The organism is Streptococcus mitis (genome assembly GCF_003942865.1).
In the GTDB taxonomy this organism is placed as follows: domain Bacteria; phylum Bacillota; class Bacilli; order Lactobacillales; family Streptococcaceae; genus Streptococcus; species Streptococcus mitis_BI.
In genome coordinates this window covers 13,009-29,798 of the sequence record NZ_RJNZ01000014.1, presented here as the reverse complement: position 1 = coordinate 29,798, position 16,790 = coordinate 13,009, and the positions used below count along the sequence as shown (strand labels likewise).

Genomic DNA, 16,790 nt, shown 5'->3' with positions numbered 1-16,790 from the left:
ATAGGAGAAATCCTATAATTGAGGTGGCACCGCGAATTTCGTCCTCACGCAAGTTATTTTGCGTGGGGATTTTTCATACAGTCGTCACGAACTAGAATTAGAACTGAAAGGGAAATTACAATGGAACGAATCATTCATGGAGATGTCTTATCACCAATATTGGCATATATGCGCCTAAAGGGGCAACACAAGGTTATTTTAGAAAGTATTCCGAGAGATAAGGAAACAGCTCGTTTTTCTATCCTAGCCTATAATCCAGTTTTTGAGATTAAGTTTGAAAATGGAGTTCTCTATCAAAATGGGCAAGTGATTGATCGGGATCCCTTGGATTTCCTTTATCAAGTGACTCATAAGAGCCAGCACCATTCAGACCTCCCTTTTGGTGGGGGAGCCATTGGTTTTGTTGGTTACGATATGATTTCGCTTTATGAAGAAATTGGTCAAATCCCTCAAGATACAATTGGAACGCCAGACATGCATTTCTTTGTCTATGAGAGTTACATGGTCTTTGACCACAAGAAGGAAAAAATCCATGTCATCGAGGATGCTCTTTATAGTGATCGCAGTCAAGAAGACTTGGAAAAAGCCTTGAATCAAGTGCTTGAGGAATTACGCATCCCTTCTCCAAATGAATTTGAAGACTTGGATTTATCACCACTTGACTTCAAACCACATATCGCTCCTCAAAAGTTTGAGGAAATGGTGGAAACAGCTCGTGACTTGATTCGAAATGGTGACATGTTCCAATGCGTACTCAGCCAGCGCTTCTCAGCAGAAGTTACTGGAAATCCATTTGACTTCTATAGAAATCTTCGCGTGACCAATCCATCCAATTACCTCTATTTCTATGATTTTGGGGATTATCAAATCATCGGTGCCAGTCCTGAAAGTTTGATTTCAGTCAAAAATGGCATCGTGACAACCAATCCGATTGCTGGTACACGACCAAGAGGAACAACGGATGAAGAGGACAAGGCTTTGGCAACCGACTTGCTTTCTGATGAGAAGGAAACAGCAGAACATCGGATGTTGGTAGACTTGGGGCGCAATGATATTGGCCGCATCTCTGAAACAGCCAGTGTCCAAGTCACTAAGTATATGGAAGTGGAGCTCTTCCGCTATGTCATGCATTTGACCAGCGTGGTCAAGGGACGTTTACTTCCAGAACTCACTGCCATGGATGCATTGAAATCAACACTTCCAGCTGGAACAGTTTCAGGAGCACCAAAGATTCGGGCCATGAGACGTATCTATGAACTGGAAACAGAAAAACGTGGTGTATACGCAGGAGCAATCGGTTACTTGTCCGCGACGGGTGATATGGATTTCGCTATTGCCATCCGAACGATGATTCTCAAAAATCAAACAGCTTATGTGCAGGCTGGGGCAGGGATTGTCTATGACTCTATCGCCCAAAACGAATACCAAGAAACCATTAACAAGGCTAAATCTATGACTAGAATTGGAGAACTAAGACCATGATTTTATTGATTGATAACTATGATTCTTTTACCTATAACTTGGCGCAATACATTGGGAATTTTGCAGAAGTGCAGGTCTTGAGAAATGATGATCCCAAGCTGTATGAAGAAGCTGAAAAAGCAGATGGTCTGGTCTTTTCGCCCGGTCCAGGTTGGCCAGTTGATGCTGGAAAGATGGAAGATATGATTCGTGACTTTGCTGCTAAGAAGCCGATTCTTGGGATTTGTTTGGGTCACCAAGCTATCGCAGAAGTTTTTGGCGGTAAGTTAGGCTTGGCACCCAAAGTCATGCATGGTAAACAGAGCAATATCCGCTTTGAAGCGCCATCTGTTTTGTATCAAGACATCGAGGATGGTCGTGCGGTCATGCGTTATCACAGTATTTTAATTGAAGAAATGCCAGAAGAGTTTGAGGTGACAGCTCGTTCGACTGATGACCAAGCCATCATGGGGATTCAACATAAAAACCTACCGATTTATGGCTTCCAGTACCATCCAGAGAGTATCGGAACGCCAGATGGCTTGTCTTCTATTCGGAATTTTATCGAGAAGGTTGTAAAGTGAGGAAACTAGGATGAAAGAGATTATTGAAAAACTAGCAAAATTTGAAAATTTATCAGGTGTGGAAATGACGGATGTCATTGAGCGTATCGTAACTGGGCGTGTAACTGAAGCGCAGATTGCTTCTCTCCTTTTGGCTCTTAAGATGAAGGGGGAAACACCTGAAGAACGCACAGCCATTGCCCAAGTCATGAGAGGGCATGCCCAACATATTCCAACTGAAATTCATGATGCCATGGACAACTGTGGTACAGGTGGAGACAAGTCTTTCAGTTTTAATATTTCCACAACTGCAGCCTTTGTCTTGGCTGGTGGCGGTGTTCACATGGCAAAACACGGTAACCGCTCGATTTCTTCTAAATCTGGTTCTGCAGATGTTCTCGAAGCCTTGGGCATCAACTTAGACCTCAAACCAGCTGAACTAGGTAAGGTCTTTGATAAAACTGGAATCGTCTTTCTCTTTGCTAAAAATATGCACCCAGCTATGAAATATATCATGCCAGCTCGTTTGGAATTGGGGATTCCAACGATTATGAACTTGACTGGTCCACTGATTCATCCAATGGCCTTGGAAACACAGCTTCTTGGTATTAGTCGTCCAGAGCTTCTAGAAAGTACAGCTCAGGTTTTGAAAAACATGGGTCGTAAACGTGCCATCGTGGTTGCTGGGCCAGAAGGATTGGATGAAGCTGGTTTGAATGGAACAACCAATATAGCTCTTCTTGAAAATGGCGAAATCACCTTGTCAAGCTTTACTCCAGAAGATATGGGGATGGAGCGCTACGCTATCGAAGATATTCGTGGAGGAAATGCTCAGGAAAATGCAGAAATTTTGCTCAGCGTTCTTAAAAACGAACCAAGCCCATTCTTGGAAACTACAGTTCTGAATGCAGGTCTTGGTTTCTATGCTAATGGTAAGGTGGCTAGTATCAAGGAAGGAGTTGCCTTGGCCCGTCAAGTGATTGCTAGTGACAAGGCTCTTGAAAAACTCAGACTGTTACAGGAGTACCAAAAATGAGTCAGGAATTTTTAGCACGAATTTTGGAGCAGAAGGCGCGTGAGGTCGAGCAGATGGAGCTGGAGCAAATCCAGCCCCTGCGCCAGACCTATCGCTTGGCAGAATTTTTGAAGAATCATCAGGACCGCTTGCAGGTAATCGCTGAGGTCAAGAAGGCTAGCCCTAGTTTGGGAGATATCAATCTCGATGTAGATATTGTGCAACAGGCCCAGACTTATGAAGCGAACAGAGCAGTGATGATTTCTGTTCTGACAGATGAAGTTTTCTTTAAAGGGCATTTGGATTATCTACGGGAGATTTCCAGTCAGGTGCAGATTCCGACGCTTAACAAGGACTTTATTATCGACGAAAAGCAAATCATCCGCGCTCGCAATGCAGGTGCGACAGTCATCCTGCTTATTGTGGCCGCCTTGTCAGAAGAACGTCTCAAGGAACTTTATGACTATGCGACAGAGCTTGGTCTGGAAGTCTTGGTGGAAACCCACAATCTAGCTGAACTAGAAGTAGCTCACAGACTTGGTGCTCAGATTATCGGAGTTAATAACCGCAACTTGACCACCTTTGAAGTTGACTTGCAGACCAGTATAGACTTGGCTAAACATTTCAAAGATGATTGCTTGTATATTTCTGAATCTGCTATTTTCACAGGGCAGGATGCGGAACGAGTAGCACCATACTTTAACGGCATTTTAGTGGGGACAGCTCTCATGCAGGCGGAAAATGTTGCTCAGAGAATCAAGGAGTTGCAAATTGACAAAGGTTAAAATTTGCGGATTATCGACCATGGAAGCGTTGGTAACAGCCGTTTCAGCGGGAGCGGATTACATCGGTTTTGTCTTTGCACCTAGTAAAAGACAAGTGACCTTGGATCAGGCTGCTGAATTGGCAAAGCTCATTCCTGCAGATGTAAAAAAGGTTGGCGTATTTGTTTCACCAAGTCGGGCAGAACTGCTAGAAGCGATTGAACAGGTTGGCTTGGACTTGGTTCAAGTTCACGGTCAGGTGGCAGATAATTTGTTTGAGAATTTGCCTTGTGCCAGTATTCAGGCTGTGCAGGTGGATGGAGAGGGGCATGTACCTCATTCTCAGGCAGATTATCTCCTCTTTGATGCCCCTGTGGCAGGAAGTGGCCAGACCTTTGACTGGGGTCAACTGGATACGGCTGGATTAACTCAGCCCTTCTTTATCGCAGGTGGGCTTAAGGAAGACAATGTAGTACAAGCAATTCAACACTTTACTCCCTATGCAGTAGATGTATCGAGCGGAGTGGAGACAGATGGACAAAAAGATCATGAAAAGATTAGAAGATTTATAGAGAGGGTAAAGCATGGCATATCAGGAACCAAATAAAGATGGATTTTACGGAAAATTCGGAGGACGTTTCGTCCCAGAAACATTGATGACAGCAGTTTTGGAGTTGGAGAAGGCCTACCGTGAAAGTCAGGCAGATCCAAGTTTCCAAGAGGAATTAAACCAACTCTTGCGTCAGTACGTGGGGCGTGAAACTCCCCTTTACTACGCAAAAAATTTGACCCAGCATATTGGCGGAGCCAAGATTTATCTTAAACGTGAAGACCTGAATCATACAGGGGCCCACAAGATTAACAATGCCTTGGGACAAGTTCTCCTGGCTAAACGCATGGGTAAAAAGAAAATTATCGCTGAGACAGGTGCTGGTCAGCACGGCGTGGCAACTGCAACAGCTGCAGCCCTCTTTAACATGGAATGTACCATCTATATGGGTGAAGAGGATGTTAAACGCCAAGCCCTCAATGTTTTCCGTATGGAGCTTTTGGGAGCCAAAGTTGAGTCAGTGACAGATGGTTCGCGCGTGCTCAAGGATGCAGTCAATGCAGCCCTTCGTTCATGGGTGGCTAATATCGATGATACCCACTATATCCTTGGTTCTGCCTTGGGGCCTCATCCTTTCCCAGAAATCGTTCGTGACTTCCAAAGTGTCATCGGTAGAGAAGCCAAACAACAATACCGTGACTTAACAGGTCAAAATCTGCCAGATGCTTTAGTAGCCTGTGTTGGTGGTGGTTCTAATGCTATCGGGCTCTTCCATCCATTTGTAGAAGATGAGTCTGTAGCTATGTATGGGGCTGAAGCGGCTGGACTTGGTGTGGATACGGAGCACCATGCAGCTACCTTGACCAAGGGTCGTCCGGGTGTCCTTCACGGTTCCCTCATGGATGTGCTCCAAGATGCCCATGGTCAAATTCTTGAAGCCTTCTCTATCTCAGCAGGTTTGGACTATCCTGGTATCGGTCCAGAACATTCTCACTACCACGATATTAAACGTGCCAGCTATGTCCCTGTGACAGACGAAGAAGCCTTGGAAGGATTCCAACTCTTGTCTCGTGTGGAAGGGATTATCCCAGCCATGGAATCTAGCCATGCTATCGCTTTTGCGGTGAAATTGGCCAAAGAACTTGGACCAGACAAATCCATGATAGTCTGTCTATCAGGTCGTGGTGACAAGGATGTGGTTCAAGTCAAAGACCGCTTGGAAGCAGATGCAGCAAAGAAGGGAGAAGCTCATGCCTAAGACACTAACAGAAAAATTAAACGCTATAAAAGCAACTGGAAAAGGAATTTTCGTTCCTTATATCATGGCTGGTGACCACGAAAAAGGTTTGGATGGACTCGGAGAAACAATCCACTTTTTAGAAGATTTAGGTGTTTCGGCCATTGAAGTGGGCATTCCCTTTTCAGACCCTGTTGCAGATGGACCTGTTATCGAAGAAGCAGGCTTGCGCAGTTTAGCCCACGGGACCTCTACCCAGGCTTTGGTTGAAACCTTGAAAAGCATTCAAACAGAAGTTCCACTTGTCATCATGACCTACTTCAACCCCCTCTTTCAGTACGGTGTGGAGAACTTTGTCAAAGATTTGGCAGATACAGCGGTTAAGGGCTTGATCATTCCAGACCTTCCTCATGAGCATGCCAATTTTGTGGAGCCTTATTTGGCAGATACAGACATCGCCTTGATTCCCCTAGTTAGTTTGACAACAGGGATTGAGCGTCAAAAAGAGTTGATCAAGGGAGCAGAAGGTTTTGTCTATGCCGTTGCCATCAATGGGGTGACAGGGAAGTCAGGCAATTACCGTGCAGACTTGGACAAGCACTTGGCACAATTGCATCAAGTAGCTGACATCCCAGTCTTGACAGGTTTTGGTGTGTCTAGTCAAGCTGATGTAGAACGCTTTAATGCGGTATCAGATGGAGTTATCGTTGGTTCGAAAATTGTAAAAGCTCTCCATGAAGGAGAGCCAATTCAGGACTTTATCAAACAAGCAGTAGCTTACCAAAAATAATCATGCAAGCAGCGAGTAAAAGGAAAGGCACGAAAGGAAGTCTTTCCTTTTTCTTTTGCAGGAGAAAGGCCAGGATGCCCGTCGCAGAAGCAAACTGAATCAAGATCAGTAATTCGGTCGCGCTAAAGACGAGAGCGCAAGAAGAAAGAAAGAGAAAATCCCCTGCACCCATGCGGATATCGATAAAATGAGCCATGATTCCAAGGATAAGGAAGACGGCCATGACCAGATTCCATCCAGAGCAGGCCATTAGGAGTAGGTGGAAAGTCATCCAGACTAGTAAGGGATATTCTTGATGGCGAAAGTCGTAGATGCCCAAGGTCAAGCCAGCAGTTATGAGGACGACTTGTCCCAAGGAAAGTAATCCCAAAGACCAAGATAGAAAGAGGAGCCCTAAGCCTAGTTCAAAGATGGCATACCAGAATGGATAGCGAGCCTTGCAGTAGCGACAGCGAAAGCGACCAATTACTTGGGAGATAATCGGAATCAAATCTAAGGGACGCAAGCGAGTCTGACAAGAATCGCAGTGACTAGCCGGTCGGATAATGGATTGCTCAGGGAAACGGTCAATGACCAAACCAAGAAAGGAAGCGAGAATGCTCCCGACAAGAAAAAAATAAATATCTATCATACTTATCTATTCGTAAAAAATAGGAGAAGTAGTATAATGGAGAAACATAAACAAGATAGTGAGGTCAAGATGACAATTCGTTTTGAAGAAAATGTGAGCACAGAAAATGCCCAGCTCGTATGCCGATGGTCTAACTCCCTTGGCAAATCCTTTCAAGAACAATGGATGGGGACAATGATTCCTTTTCCTTTAACAATTCAAATCTTGCAAGATTTGGAAGGAATCTTTTCTATCTTTGATGGACAAGAGTTTGTGGGACTTATCCAGAAAATTAGGCTAGAAGACAGCAATCTTCATATTGGAAGATTTTTTATCAACCCCCAGAAACAGGGGCAAGGCTTAGGTAGTCAGGCTGTAAGGAAATTTGTTAGCTTGGCCTTTGAAAAAGGAGACATAGATAGTATTTCTCTAAATGTCTACGAGGCAAATCAAGCAGCCAAGCACCTCTATCAAAAAGAAGGATTTGAAATCGTTCAAACCATTGAAGCACCTGTACGAAAATACGTTATGAAAAAGTTTAGATAGAAAGCAAAAAAGCCTTGGTTTCCAAAGCTTTTTTTATGTTATAAACTCATTAAAATAACTCCCAGTTAGATTTGGAATATTTTTTATTCTGTGTCATATAAAAATAAATAAAATGAATGGCTGTAGCTAGAGCTAAAATGGTTGTTATACTCACTACTATTATAGGATTAGAAGCAAAGATTAAAGAGAGAATAAAGGCAGCCAGATAGAGTGTCGCTTGGACACAGTAGTAACTTTTCGAATAGCGAAGATAGTGTTTGTTATAGGGCCCATTTACTAGGACAGCAGCTTGAAAGAGGCCAAATCCGATATAAGAGAAGCTGGTTGCAAAGAGACGATTAGCTTCAGGATTCTGAAGAAAACTCATCGATACAGTCAGCATCATAAGTCCAATGAAAATAGGATAGTGACTGTAAATTAGAAATAGTCCCTTTTGATTAGATTTTTCATCAATAGCATGGTCGAATTGACCAAAATAAAACAAGAACAGAGAAATCATAATAATGAAATAAAGAACCGAATAAATCGAGAAATTCTCGATTGTAAAGAAGTTAGCTAGATTCGTAATCATCTCTCCAAACGTAATAATGACAAGAAGGGAGATGCGCTCGATTAAATGGGGGAGATTTACCTGGTAATGCTTATCTTTATTAAGCAAGATACTTGGCATAATAAATGTTAGCAGAATACTAGCATAAAGGATATAGACTCCAATGTAAATAGGAAGAAGAGCTGCTAGATAGATTTCTAAACTTCGTAGACCTGTTATCCATAGAAAACCTTTGATACTTTCCCTATGAACATTATCGGTTGATTTTCTAAAAAATTCAACCAAATATTGAAAAAATAAGGTAAGGGTTAATGTACCAATAGCCCAACAGAGATAATGAAAATATTGTTGCCAATCAGGTCCAATCATATTGGCTATAAAGAGTAAAAGTCCCATTTTGATAAACATGATTACTATGTTAAATAAAGAGTTCTTTCCATAGCGATTGGTATAATCGGTTTGAATCATCCAGGAATCGATGAGAAACAAAATAGCAATGAAAAAATCAAGGAAAGAATTCCAAGTCAAAATACCGTTATGAAGATGGTCGATTAAAGTAGTTACTTTTGAAATTGCAAAAACAAAAACTAGGTCATAAAAAAGTTCTGAAAATTCTACACGTTTATGTTTAATGAGAGTTGTCATCTTAAGACCTTTCTATTTTAGAAGTACAATTTATTATAACAGAAAATGGTAATGAGAGAAAGGGAGATGCTTAAATAACTTCATGTGACGCGAATGAACTGCGCCACAAAAGTTAGGTTTTTTCTGTCTAACTTTTGGGGTGCAGTTCAGAAGGGGTGTTTTTTCTATCGTTTTTTAGTGCTAAGACTACACAAAAAAGCCTAGTAAATCAAGGCTTTTTCCTGTTGTATTTAGATGCCCCCTACAGGGATTTGGAAAGGACTTTCATATTGAGAGCAATTAAAAATATTGAAATATAAGTGATTTTAGGTATTTTCAATGTCATGATTTAAAAATGGGACAAAAGTGGGGCAAAAACCATACAGATTCTAAACTGTATGGTTCTTTTTTTATCTAACCAAGAAAGGTTAAAACTTATTAAAACACATGCAATCAACTGTTGAAAACTTTTTAGTCCGTGTAATATAAAAACAAGTAAAAAGTTGAACTATAGGGAATATTGTGTCATAATAGGTAATAGATGAATAATTAATAGATTGGAAATAATGCTTTCTTACCTTAACAAGTTGAATTGGTTATACATTTTTTCGTCGCAATTGTGTCTATCTCTCGAGTTTAGCTAGTTTTTATAAGCTCTGGCTTCTAATCAATATAACAAATTTTAGAAGTGCATAAGACAAGATGGTGACATTACTACAGTCATTTCTAGTCACCATATGTTGCTGGCACAGGCTGTTTGTAGTGTTGGCTATTTACTAGTCAGTTTAATCGGAGTGTTTAATTTTTATTGTTGAAAGGTTTTTATATGGCGAAAATTCTATCTTTAGGTCTGACAGGTAAGAAATTACTTGCTCAGGGGTTCTTGTTTGTTCTGCTAGGTCTCATCTTGATGGTCACGGGGACTTGGTTGCCAGTAAAGGTTATTCGACTGGTTCTGTTTTTAGCTTGGATAGCAACGGTCTTAGATTTAGTATTACGTATTTTCAAAAAAAGTCAGTCAACGGACACCTTGGGAGTTGCACTGGTTAAATTGTTAGTGCTGGGATATTTGCTTGGCTCCAATCTTGCGACGGATGTGCCGATTTATATTTTGGCTCTTGTGATTGGAGTTTATCAGATTTTTCATGCTAGTATTAACCTTGTCACCTATGTTCTCTACCGCAAAAACAAAATTCGACCTCGTTTTCGTCTCTTACTAGATGGACTCGTACTAGTTTTTCTTGGTGGGACTAGTCTTTTGTCCTCTACAGGAAATTCTGTCTTTCAACTCTTTGTATTAGGGGCTTATTTTTTCCTTTATGGTGTGTCCAATATCCGTGATGGTTTCTTGTTTGAGGAGGAAATTGGGAAAAACCATCTCAAACGTCGCATTAGAATTAGCTTACCTATTGTCCTAGCCGCTCTCATCCCTGCAAGAACTTTAGCAAAAGTTAACAAATTTATGCTGGAAAATGCTGATGAGGAAGAAGATATCCATCTTGGAATAGTGAAGTCTGGTAAGACAGCAGAGCTAGAAATTTTTGTTCATACAGCTGAGACCTCCCTGTTTTCAGCTATTGGTCATGTGGATATCTGCTATCAAGGCCGTGTTATTTCTTATGGCAACTATGATCCGTCTTCTGAGACCTTATTTGGCATGGTAGGAGATGGTGTCTTATATTTCTGTGATCGTGACAAGTACATTGACCTATGTAAACGTGAGAGTCAAAAAACGCTTTTTGGTTATGGGATAGATTTGACGCCTGAAATGGAAAAAGCAGTTCAGAAAAAGTTGGCTGAATTGAAACAACTGACGATTCCATGGGAGCCAAGTGCAGATAAAATCATGACAGGTGATGGTAAGGAAGACTACACCTACGCTTATAAAATCAGACATGAGACAGATGGGGAACTTTATAAATTTATCAAATCTAAGTTTAAATCCTACTTTGTCTTATCTACAAACTGTGTGCTCTTGGCTGATACCATAGTCGGTCAGGCTGGCACCGATATCCTCTCACCCAAAGGATTTATCGCTCCAGGAACTTACCAAGCCTACCTTAATCGAGAGTTTGAAAAACCAAATAGTATAGTCGTATCTAAACATGTTTATTAAGGAGAATTTATGAACTTAGTAAAAAAATACACCCCGTTAATACTTTTTATAGGGCTGGTTGCTCTTGTAATTCTGAATGCATCGAGCTTTATATCAGGAGCAATCTCTCTCTTTGATGTAATATCAACCTTGATTTATGGTGCTGTTATTGCTTTTGTGCTTAATGTTCCTATGAAAAAAATTGAACAGTACTTAGTTAAATTGAAGGTAAAGGCAGAGTTGCGTCGTCCGATTGCCATGGTACTTGTTTTCCTAGCTCTTATCTTAATCGTGATTGCTCTTTTGGTTTTGGTGCTGCCAACCCTAGCCCAGACTATTAGTCAGCTGGGAACAGTCCTTTCAACAGTCCTTACTCAACTTGGGAAATTGCTAGGCAGCTCGGAATTTGTAACCAAAGACATGTTGTCAACTATCGTATCAGGCATACAGGGACAATCTAGTTCTATTAGCCAAGCTTTGATAGGTTTTTTATCAGGTCTGACTAGTAATATCGGCAATATTTTTTCAAGTTTGATGAATGCCTTTTTGATTATAGTCTTCACCTTTTTATTTTTATCCAGTAAGGAACATTTGGCAGCGATGACGAGTCGACTTCTAAAAGTTTTTCTTCCAGAGAAGGTGGTGATAAAGTTGACTTACATTGGACAAGTAGCACTAGAGACTTATGACCAATTTTTGATGAGTCAGCTGATTGAAGCAGTTATCATAGGAGTTATGATAGCGGTTGGTTACAGCATGTTTGGGATACCCTATGGAGTAATGACAGGTATCTTTGCAGGAGTGCTATCGTTCATTCCTTATGTAGGGCCTATGATTGCTTGTGTTGTGGGAGCGATTTTTATCTTCACAGTGAGTCCTACTCAAGCCTTACTTTCTCTTCTTCTATATCAAGTTATACAGCTGATTGAAGGAAACCTTATTTATCCTAGAGTTGTAGGTCAATCTATTGGTTTGCCAGCTATTTTCACGCTTGCGGCTGCTAGTATTGGAGGCAATCTCTTTGGCTTACTTGGGATGATATTCTTTACACCGATATTTGCTGTTATCTATCGATTGGTTAAGGAATTTGTCGTTGCAAAGGAAAATCAGCTAGATTAAGAAAAACTAAATTTAATAAGATATACTGAGAAGAGAGTGAGAGATTCTCTTCTCTTTTATTTTTAAATACTTTTCTACAAAAAGCTATTAGACGTTAAAAAAAGCCTTGGTTTCAAGGCTTATTTCTGTTGATTTAGATGTGCCCCCTGCAGGGCTCGAACCTGCGCCCCATAGCTTAAGAGTCTACTGCTCTACCAACTGAGCTAAGGAGGCAACAGAAAAAGCTGAGAATGTAACTTCCCAGCTATTTTAATATGCCCAAAATGGCAGCTAGATTATTTACGAAAGGCATCAAGGATATAGGTGAAACCAACAATTAAAAATGCAAAGGCAACGACATAAACGACAAAGACACTTGTAGCTACTGGATTGAACAAAATCACTAGACCTAGTAAAAATGCAAGCAACGCTATCCACATGATATGGTTGCCAATAATAGGGAAAATCAATCCCAGACGATTGCCTTTAAAGAAAACTATAATGGCTTCTACAATTAACCAAATTCCTAAAATAGTTGGAATGACAACTGGCAGCGTCACAAAGCCATAGGCAACGAGGTAAAGAGCTAAGAGAAGATTAACAATCCCTTGGAAAAGATGAGCTGGTGAGCGAAGCTCTTTTGGTACAGAGAAATAGCCTAAAATAGCTGCTATAGAAGAAACCAGTAAACCAAATGCAATCCACCAGCTGTAAGCAACAAGATTAGCTACTGGGTTTGTAAATAGGAAAAGTCCTAAAAGGACAAAAACAACTCCTGCAAGGAATAGCGATAAACGATTAGAAAATTTCATTTCAATACCCCCTATATAGTATAGTATAGTTTGATAATAAAAATATTATACACCTTTTTAGAGGAAATATCAATAAACAAAATGGAAAATTTGGAAGTTTCAGTCTGATTTATGAAAAGAAAATCAGTTTTTATTATTTTGAAAATAAAAAGAGAAGATAAAATTTGTCTTCTCTACATGAAAATATTGTATGGCATCAAAGCAAAAGTAACTGGCTTTACACTATTTGTATAGATGTAATTTGATTCAAAAAGAAAAGATAGATTTAAAATGTGGGACAAATGATGGGGTAAATCAGTTATAGACAAGCAAAAAAAGCCTTGATTTACAAGGCTTTTTCCTGTTGTATTTAGATGCCCCCTACAGGGATCGAACCTGTGACCCACGGATTAAGAGTCCGCTGCTCTGCCAGCTGAGCTAAGGAGGCAAAGAAAAAAGCTGTATTGGTGCCGAAACTTCACGGTTTGTATTGAACCCGCGCAATTAAGCAGGTGGGCAACTCGCTCTAACTGAAGCTGTTTCCGTGTGAGACGGCCTACATGCTGTTAGAAGACTTTTGTTTCCCTAATAATACAAAAAATAGTCGGTCAACACTTAAGTGTGAAGTCGTACACCACAGCGTTTCTATGTTTATATAATACCACTTTTTCAAAAAAAATCAAGAGGAAAGTGCAATTTTTTGAAAAGGATTTCAGATTTTTCGCAAACGGTCGATAGCTTCCTTTCTTTGAGCCAAAGCCCGTTCATATTTACCAGTATCTTCTGCTTGGAAATAGTGATGATTACGAATTTTTTCTGGTAGATAGTCTTGCTTGACCCAATTTCCAGGATAGTTGTGTGGATAGAGATAGTCTTGGGCATTCCCCAGTTCCTTGCTTCCACTGTAGTGCCCATCACGCAGGTGTCGCGGAATAGGCAAGTGCCCTGATGTTTTGAGGTCGGCAAGAGCCTTATTCATAGCTACATAGGCTGAGTTGGATTTTGGAGAAAGGGCCAAATCAATGACGACATTGGCAATGAGAATGCGGGCTTCTGGGAACCCAATCTTTTGGGCAGCATCCAGAGCAGTCACGGTGTGAATCTGAGCTTCAGGATTGGCTAAGCCGATATCTTCATAAGCGATAACAGTCAAGCGACGAGCGAGACTTGGCAAATCACCAGCCTCAATCAAGCGGGCAGCATAGTGGAGACTGGCATCCACATCTGAGCCACGGATAGACTTTTGCAGGGCTGAGAGAACATCATAGTGGCCATCTCCATCCTTATCCATAGTGATGTAGCTCTGCTGCAGGCTATTTTCCATGATGTCGAGGGTGATGTGGCGGATGCCCTTATCATTCTCAGGGGTAGAGAGAGCTGCCAAATCCAGTGAGTTGAAGGCAGAGCGAAGGTCTCCGTTTGTAGAGGTAGCAATAAAATCCAGCGCATCTTCATCTAGTTCTACTGGAAAATCAAAACCACGCTCAGGGTTACTTAGAGCTATCTGCAGGGCCTCCTTGACGTCTTGGTTAGACAGAGGTTCCAACTCAAAAATTTGAACACGGCTACGAATGGCAGGAGTGACAGAGAAGAAAGGATTTTCAGTCGTAGCGCCAATCATGATGACCAGACCACTTTCCAAGAGAGGTAAGAGGAAGTCTTGCTTGGTTTTATCTAGTCTATGAATCTCGTCTAGTAATAGGACGAGACCACCAGAGAATTTAGCCTCTTCAGCAATTTCTTGCAGTCGCTTTTTACTATCAACTGTCGCATTGAAAGTTCGAAAGGCATACTTAGTAGTCCCAGCGATGGCTGAGGCAATACTGGTCTTGCCGATTCCTGGAGGTCCGTAGAGAATCATGGAGGACAGACGGTTGGCTTCCACCATGCGGCGGATGATTTTTCCAGGTCCGACCAGATGTTCCTGACCGATGACCTGGTCGATGGTTTTAGGGCGCATGCGAAGCGCGAGATTGTCTGGCATAGCAGTCCTTTCTAACGTGGATTTTCTGATACATATGTGGTAAGATGGTAGTATCTATTTTAGCATATTTCCGAGTAATCGGGGCGATTAAAGAGTCGCATAGAAAGAGGTCAAAATGGCAACATACGGATTTTTAGATGTTTTAGAGGAAGAGTTGGAGAAGAACTTTCCCTTTGACTTTGAGATTAGTTGGGACAAGCGCAATCACGCGGTAGAAGTGAGTTTTCTATTGGAAGCGCAAAACGCTGCAGGCGTGGAGATGGTGGATGAGGACGGAGAAGTTTCATCGGATGATATTCTCTTTGAAGAAGCAGTGCTTTTTTACAATCCTGCCAAATCAACCGTCAATGAGGAAGACTATTTGACTGTCATACCTTACTTGCCTAAAAAAGGCTTTTCTCGCGAATTTTTAGCTTATTTTGCACTATTTCTTAAAGATACTGCAGAGGTTGGACTAGATGCCCTTATGGACTTTTTGGAAGACCCAGAAGCAGAGGAATTTGTCATGGAATGGAATCAAGAAGTATTTGAAGAAGGAAAAGTTGGCTTGGAAGAGGGAGAGTTTTATCCTTATCCGAGATACTAGGAGTTTGACATGGAAATAGAAATTTCTGATTTTACAGGATCTAAGATTGCCTTGATTTGTGGGGATAAGGTCTTGACTATCTTACGTGATGACAAGGACGATATTCCTTGTCCCAACATGTGGGAGTTGCCAGGTGGTGGTCGTGAAGGGGACGAAAGCCCTTTCGAGTGCGTAGCGCGTGAAGTTTATGAGGAACTGGGAATTCATTTAAATGAAGATTGTTTGCTTTGGGGCAAAATTTATCCTAGCGTAATCTTTGAAGGCAAGCAATCGGTCTTTATGGTTGGTCAGCTAAGACAAGAACAATTTGATAATATTACCTTTGGGGATGAAGGACAGGCCTATAAACTGATGCCTATTGAGGAGTTTTTGAAGTCTAAACAAGCTGTGCCTCAGCTCCAGGGGAGATTGAGGGATTATTTAAAAGTAAGTGATTAGAAAGGATGGTTCAGTTAAATTTCTAAACTGAACCCGCCCTAAACACGGTACCAAAAAGATAAACTTCTCTTAGATACAAACGTCTTCAGAGAGTTTCCTATTTTGGCTTTGTGTTTTACGGGCTTGGTATCTTAATGATGGAAACATGGCAAGAGTTAAAAGTTACAGTGAAGCGTGAGGGAGAGGAGTTGGTTTCCAACCTCTTGATTGAGTTAGGTGCCCAAGGGGTAGCAATTGAAGATAGCATGGACTATGTGGGAAATGTCGACCGCTTCGGTGAAATTTTCCCAGAGGTCGAGCAGCAAGAAGAAATCGTAGTGACAGCCTACTATCCTGATACGGTTGATGTGGCAGTGGTTGAGGCAGACTTGCAGGCTCGCCTAGCAGAATTGACAGATTTTATGGATTTGGGTGAGGTCAAGATGGGGACGACTGCCTTGGCTGAGGAAGACTGGGCAGACAACTGGAAGAAATATTATGAACCAGCTCGTATCACTCATGATTTGACCATTGTTCCCTCTTGGACAGACTATGAGGCGACTGCTGGGGAAAAGATTATCAAGCTGGATCCTGGTATGGCCTTCGGGACAGGAACCCACCCAACTACCAAGATGAGCCTTTTTGCTTTGGAACAGGTTCTTCGTGGTGGCGAAACGGTGCTGGATGTGGGTACTGGATCAGGTGTCCTCTCCATTGCTAGCTCGCTACTTGGTGCTAAGGAAATTTTCGCCTATGACCTAGATGATGTGGCAGTTCGTGTAGCTCAGGAAAATATTGAACTCAACCCTGGTATGGAAAACATCCATGTAGCAGCAGGAGACTTGCTTAAGGGTGTTGAGATTGAGGCAGATGTGATTGTGGCTAATATCTTGGCGGATATCCTCATTCATCTGACAGACGATGCCTATCGTTTGGTTAAGGACGAAGGCTACCTCATCATGAGTGGAATTATTAAGGACAAGTGGGATATGGTGCGCGAGTCGGCTGAGTCAGCTGGATTTTTCCTCGAAACTCACATGGTTCAAGGGGAATGGAATGCCTGTGTCTTTAAGAAAACCAAGGATATTTCCGGTGTGATTGGAGGCTAG

General features: G+C 41.6%; 17 protein-coding genes and 2 tRNA genes. 13 read left to right on the top strand and 6 right to left on the bottom strand.

Annotation, left to right across the window (positions count from 1 at the left end; all coding sequences use genetic code 11):
* The first annotated feature begins 120 nt into the window (after positions 1-120).
* From trpE to trpA, 7 genes are read left to right on the top strand one after another with little or no spacing between them, the layout of a single operon-like run.
* Complete coding sequence (trpE, locus tag D8845_RS08850; RefSeq protein ID WP_125453191.1) at positions 121-1,482, top strand: anthranilate synthase component I; 1,362 nt, start codon at positions 121-123, stop codon at positions 1,480-1,482.
* Entirely contained in the window at positions 1,479-2,045 is a 567-nt protein-coding gene (locus D8845_RS08845) for an aminodeoxychorismate/anthranilate synthase component II (protein ID WP_125453190.1), read from the top strand. Before trpE ends, D8845_RS08845 begins: the two co-directional genes overlap by 4 nt.
* Positions 2,046-2,055: 10 nt before the next feature.
* Positions 2,056-3,060 carry an anthranilate phosphoribosyltransferase gene (trpD, locus tag D8845_RS08840; protein ID WP_125453189.1) on the top strand — a complete coding sequence of 335 codons (1,005 nt, stop codon included), beginning with the start codon at positions 2,056-2,058 and terminating at the stop codon, positions 3,058-3,060.
* Positions 3,057-3,824: an indole-3-glycerol phosphate synthase TrpC gene (gene trpC / locus D8845_RS08835; RefSeq protein WP_125453188.1), complete on the top strand. Its 768-nt coding sequence runs from the start codon at positions 3,057-3,059 to the stop codon at positions 3,822-3,824. The genes trpD and trpC overlap by 4 nt, the downstream gene beginning before the upstream one ends.
* Entirely contained in the window at positions 3,811-4,410 is a 600-nt protein-coding gene (locus D8845_RS08830) for a phosphoribosylanthranilate isomerase (RefSeq protein ID WP_185757436.1), read from the top strand. Before trpC ends, D8845_RS08830 begins: the two co-directional genes overlap by 14 nt.
* Positions 4,388-5,611 (top strand): tryptophan synthase subunit beta, encoded by a 1,224-nt coding sequence (trpB, locus tag D8845_RS08825; RefSeq protein ID WP_125453186.1) that lies wholly within the window; start codon positions 4,388-4,390, stop codon positions 5,609-5,611. Before D8845_RS08830 ends, trpB begins: the two co-directional genes overlap by 23 nt.
* Entirely contained in the window at positions 5,604-6,380 is a 777-nt protein-coding gene (trpA, locus tag D8845_RS08820; RefSeq protein WP_125453185.1) for a tryptophan synthase subunit alpha, read from the top strand. Before trpB ends, trpA begins: the two co-directional genes overlap by 8 nt.
* Here the strand turns inward: trpA and D8845_RS08815 are convergent.
* The gene (locus D8845_RS08815; RefSeq protein ID WP_125453184.1) at positions 6,352-7,011 is read right to left on the bottom strand and encodes a prepilin peptidase; all 660 of its coding nucleotides are present in this window, start codon (positions 7,009-7,011) and stop codon (positions 6,352-6,354) included. The genes trpA and D8845_RS08815 overlap by 29 nt on opposite strands.
* Before the next feature lie 69 nt (positions 7,012-7,080).
* Between D8845_RS08815 and D8845_RS08810 the strand changes: the two genes are divergently transcribed.
* Positions 7,081-7,536 carry a GNAT family N-acetyltransferase gene (locus D8845_RS08810; protein ID WP_125453214.1) on the top strand — a complete coding sequence of 152 codons (456 nt, stop codon included), beginning with the start codon at positions 7,081-7,083 and terminating at the stop codon, positions 7,534-7,536.
* A 49-nt stretch (positions 7,537-7,585) separates the two neighbouring features.
* On the opposite strand, the gene D8845_RS08805 is transcribed toward D8845_RS08810, so the two are convergent.
* Positions 7,586-8,731: a low temperature requirement protein A gene (locus D8845_RS08805; protein WP_125453183.1), complete on the bottom strand. Its 1,146-nt coding sequence runs from the start codon at positions 8,729-8,731 to the stop codon at positions 7,586-7,588.
* A gap of 805 nt (positions 8,732-9,536) precedes the next feature.
* On the opposite strand from D8845_RS08805, the gene D8845_RS08795 reads away from it, so the two are divergent.
* Together D8845_RS08795 and D8845_RS08790 are read left to right on the top strand one after the other, a co-directional pair.
* The gene (locus D8845_RS08795; protein ID WP_004256070.1) at positions 9,537-10,826 is read left to right on the top strand and encodes a hypothetical protein; all 1,290 of its coding nucleotides are present in this window, start codon (positions 9,537-9,539) and stop codon (positions 10,824-10,826) included.
* A 9-nt stretch (positions 10,827-10,835) separates the two neighbouring features.
* The gene (locus D8845_RS08790) at positions 10,836-11,924 is read left to right on the top strand and encodes an AI-2E family transporter (protein WP_185757435.1); all 1,089 of its coding nucleotides are present in this window, start codon (positions 10,836-10,838) and stop codon (positions 11,922-11,924) included.
* 140 nt (positions 11,925-12,064) lie between these two features.
* Here D8845_RS08790 and D8845_RS08785 read toward each other — a convergent pair.
* From D8845_RS08785 to D8845_RS08770, 4 genes are all read right to left on the bottom strand, one after another.
* Positions 12,065-12,137, bottom strand: a tRNA-Lys gene (locus D8845_RS08785).
* 62 nt (positions 12,138-12,199) lie between these two features.
* A complete protein-coding gene (locus D8845_RS08780) occupies positions 12,200-12,715 on the bottom strand; it encodes a DUF308 domain-containing protein (protein ID WP_000672744.1) in 516 nt (171 codons plus the stop codon).
* 354 nt (positions 12,716-13,069) lie between these two features.
* A tRNA-Lys gene (locus D8845_RS08775) sits at positions 13,070-13,142 on the bottom strand.
* 264 nt (positions 13,143-13,406) lie between these two features.
* The gene (locus tag D8845_RS08770) at positions 13,407-14,678 is read right to left on the bottom strand and encodes a replication-associated recombination protein A (protein ID WP_001113194.1); all 1,272 of its coding nucleotides are present in this window, start codon (positions 14,676-14,678) and stop codon (positions 13,407-13,409) included.
* Between the two features lie 115 nt (positions 14,679-14,793).
* On the opposite strand from D8845_RS08770, the gene D8845_RS08765 reads away from it, so the two are divergent.
* The 3 genes from D8845_RS08765 (at position 14,794) to prmA (ending at position 16,790) form a co-directional block, all read left to right on the top strand.
* A complete protein-coding gene (locus D8845_RS08765; RefSeq protein ID WP_000257122.1) occupies positions 14,794-15,264 on the top strand; it encodes a DUF3013 family protein in 471 nt (156 codons plus the stop codon).
* Between the two features lie 9 nt (positions 15,265-15,273).
* Entirely contained in the window at positions 15,274-15,702 is a 429-nt protein-coding gene (locus D8845_RS08760) for an NUDIX hydrolase (protein ID WP_125453182.1), read from the top strand.
* A gap of 137 nt (positions 15,703-15,839) precedes the next feature.
* Positions 15,840-16,790, top strand: coding sequence for a 50S ribosomal protein L11 methyltransferase (prmA, locus tag D8845_RS08755; RefSeq protein WP_125453212.1), 951 nt, complete (start codon positions 15,840-15,842; stop codon positions 16,788-16,790).

What these genes read in the sequence shown, in the direction of transcription:
- trpE (WP_125453191.1), top strand. Translation starts at nt 121, where the DNA reads ATGGAACGAATCATTCATGGAGATGTCTTATCACCAATATTGGCATAT.
- D8845_RS08845 (WP_125453190.1), top strand. Translation starts at nt 1,479, where the DNA reads ATGATTTTATTGATTGATAACTATGATTCTTTTACCTATAACTTGGCG.
- trpD (WP_125453189.1), top strand. Translation starts at nt 2,056, where the DNA reads ATGAAAGAGATTATTGAAAAACTAGCAAAATTTGAAAATTTATCAGGT.
- trpC (WP_125453188.1), top strand. Translation starts at nt 3,057, where the DNA reads ATGAGTCAGGAATTTTTAGCACGAATTTTGGAGCAGAAGGCGCGTGAG.
- trpB (WP_125453186.1), top strand. Translation starts at nt 4,388, where the DNA reads ATGGCATATCAGGAACCAAATAAAGATGGATTTTACGGAAAATTCGGA.
- trpA (WP_125453185.1), top strand. Translation starts at nt 5,604, where the DNA reads ATGCCTAAGACACTAACAGAAAAATTAAACGCTATAAAAGCAACTGGA.
- D8845_RS08815 (WP_125453184.1), bottom strand. Translation starts at nt 7,011, where the DNA reads ATGATAGATATTTATTTTTTTCTTGTCGGGAGCATTCTCGCTTCCTTT.
- D8845_RS08810 (WP_125453214.1), top strand. Translation starts at nt 7,081, where the DNA reads ATGACAATTCGTTTTGAAGAAAATGTGAGCACAGAAAATGCCCAGCTC.
- D8845_RS08805 (WP_125453183.1), bottom strand. Translation starts at nt 8,731, where the DNA reads ATGACAACTCTCATTAAACATAAACGTGTAGAATTTTCAGAACTTTTT.
- D8845_RS08795 (WP_004256070.1), top strand. Translation starts at nt 9,537, where the DNA reads ATGGCGAAAATTCTATCTTTAGGTCTGACAGGTAAGAAATTACTTGCT.
- D8845_RS08790 (WP_185757435.1), top strand. Translation starts at nt 10,836, where the DNA reads ATGAACTTAGTAAAAAAATACACCCCGTTAATACTTTTTATAGGGCTG.
- D8845_RS08780 (WP_000672744.1), bottom strand. Translation starts at nt 12,715, where the DNA reads ATGAAATTTTCTAATCGTTTATCGCTATTCCTTGCAGGAGTTGTTTTT.
- D8845_RS08770 (WP_001113194.1), bottom strand. Translation starts at nt 14,678, where the DNA reads ATGCCAGACAATCTCGCGCTTCGCATGCGCCCTAAAACCATCGACCAG.
- D8845_RS08765 (WP_000257122.1), top strand. Translation starts at nt 14,794, where the DNA reads ATGGCAACATACGGATTTTTAGATGTTTTAGAGGAAGAGTTGGAGAAG.
- D8845_RS08760 (WP_125453182.1), top strand. Translation starts at nt 15,274, where the DNA reads ATGGAAATAGAAATTTCTGATTTTACAGGATCTAAGATTGCCTTGATT.
- prmA (WP_125453212.1), top strand. Translation starts at nt 15,840, where the DNA reads ATGGAAACATGGCAAGAGTTAAAAGTTACAGTGAAGCGTGAGGGAGAG.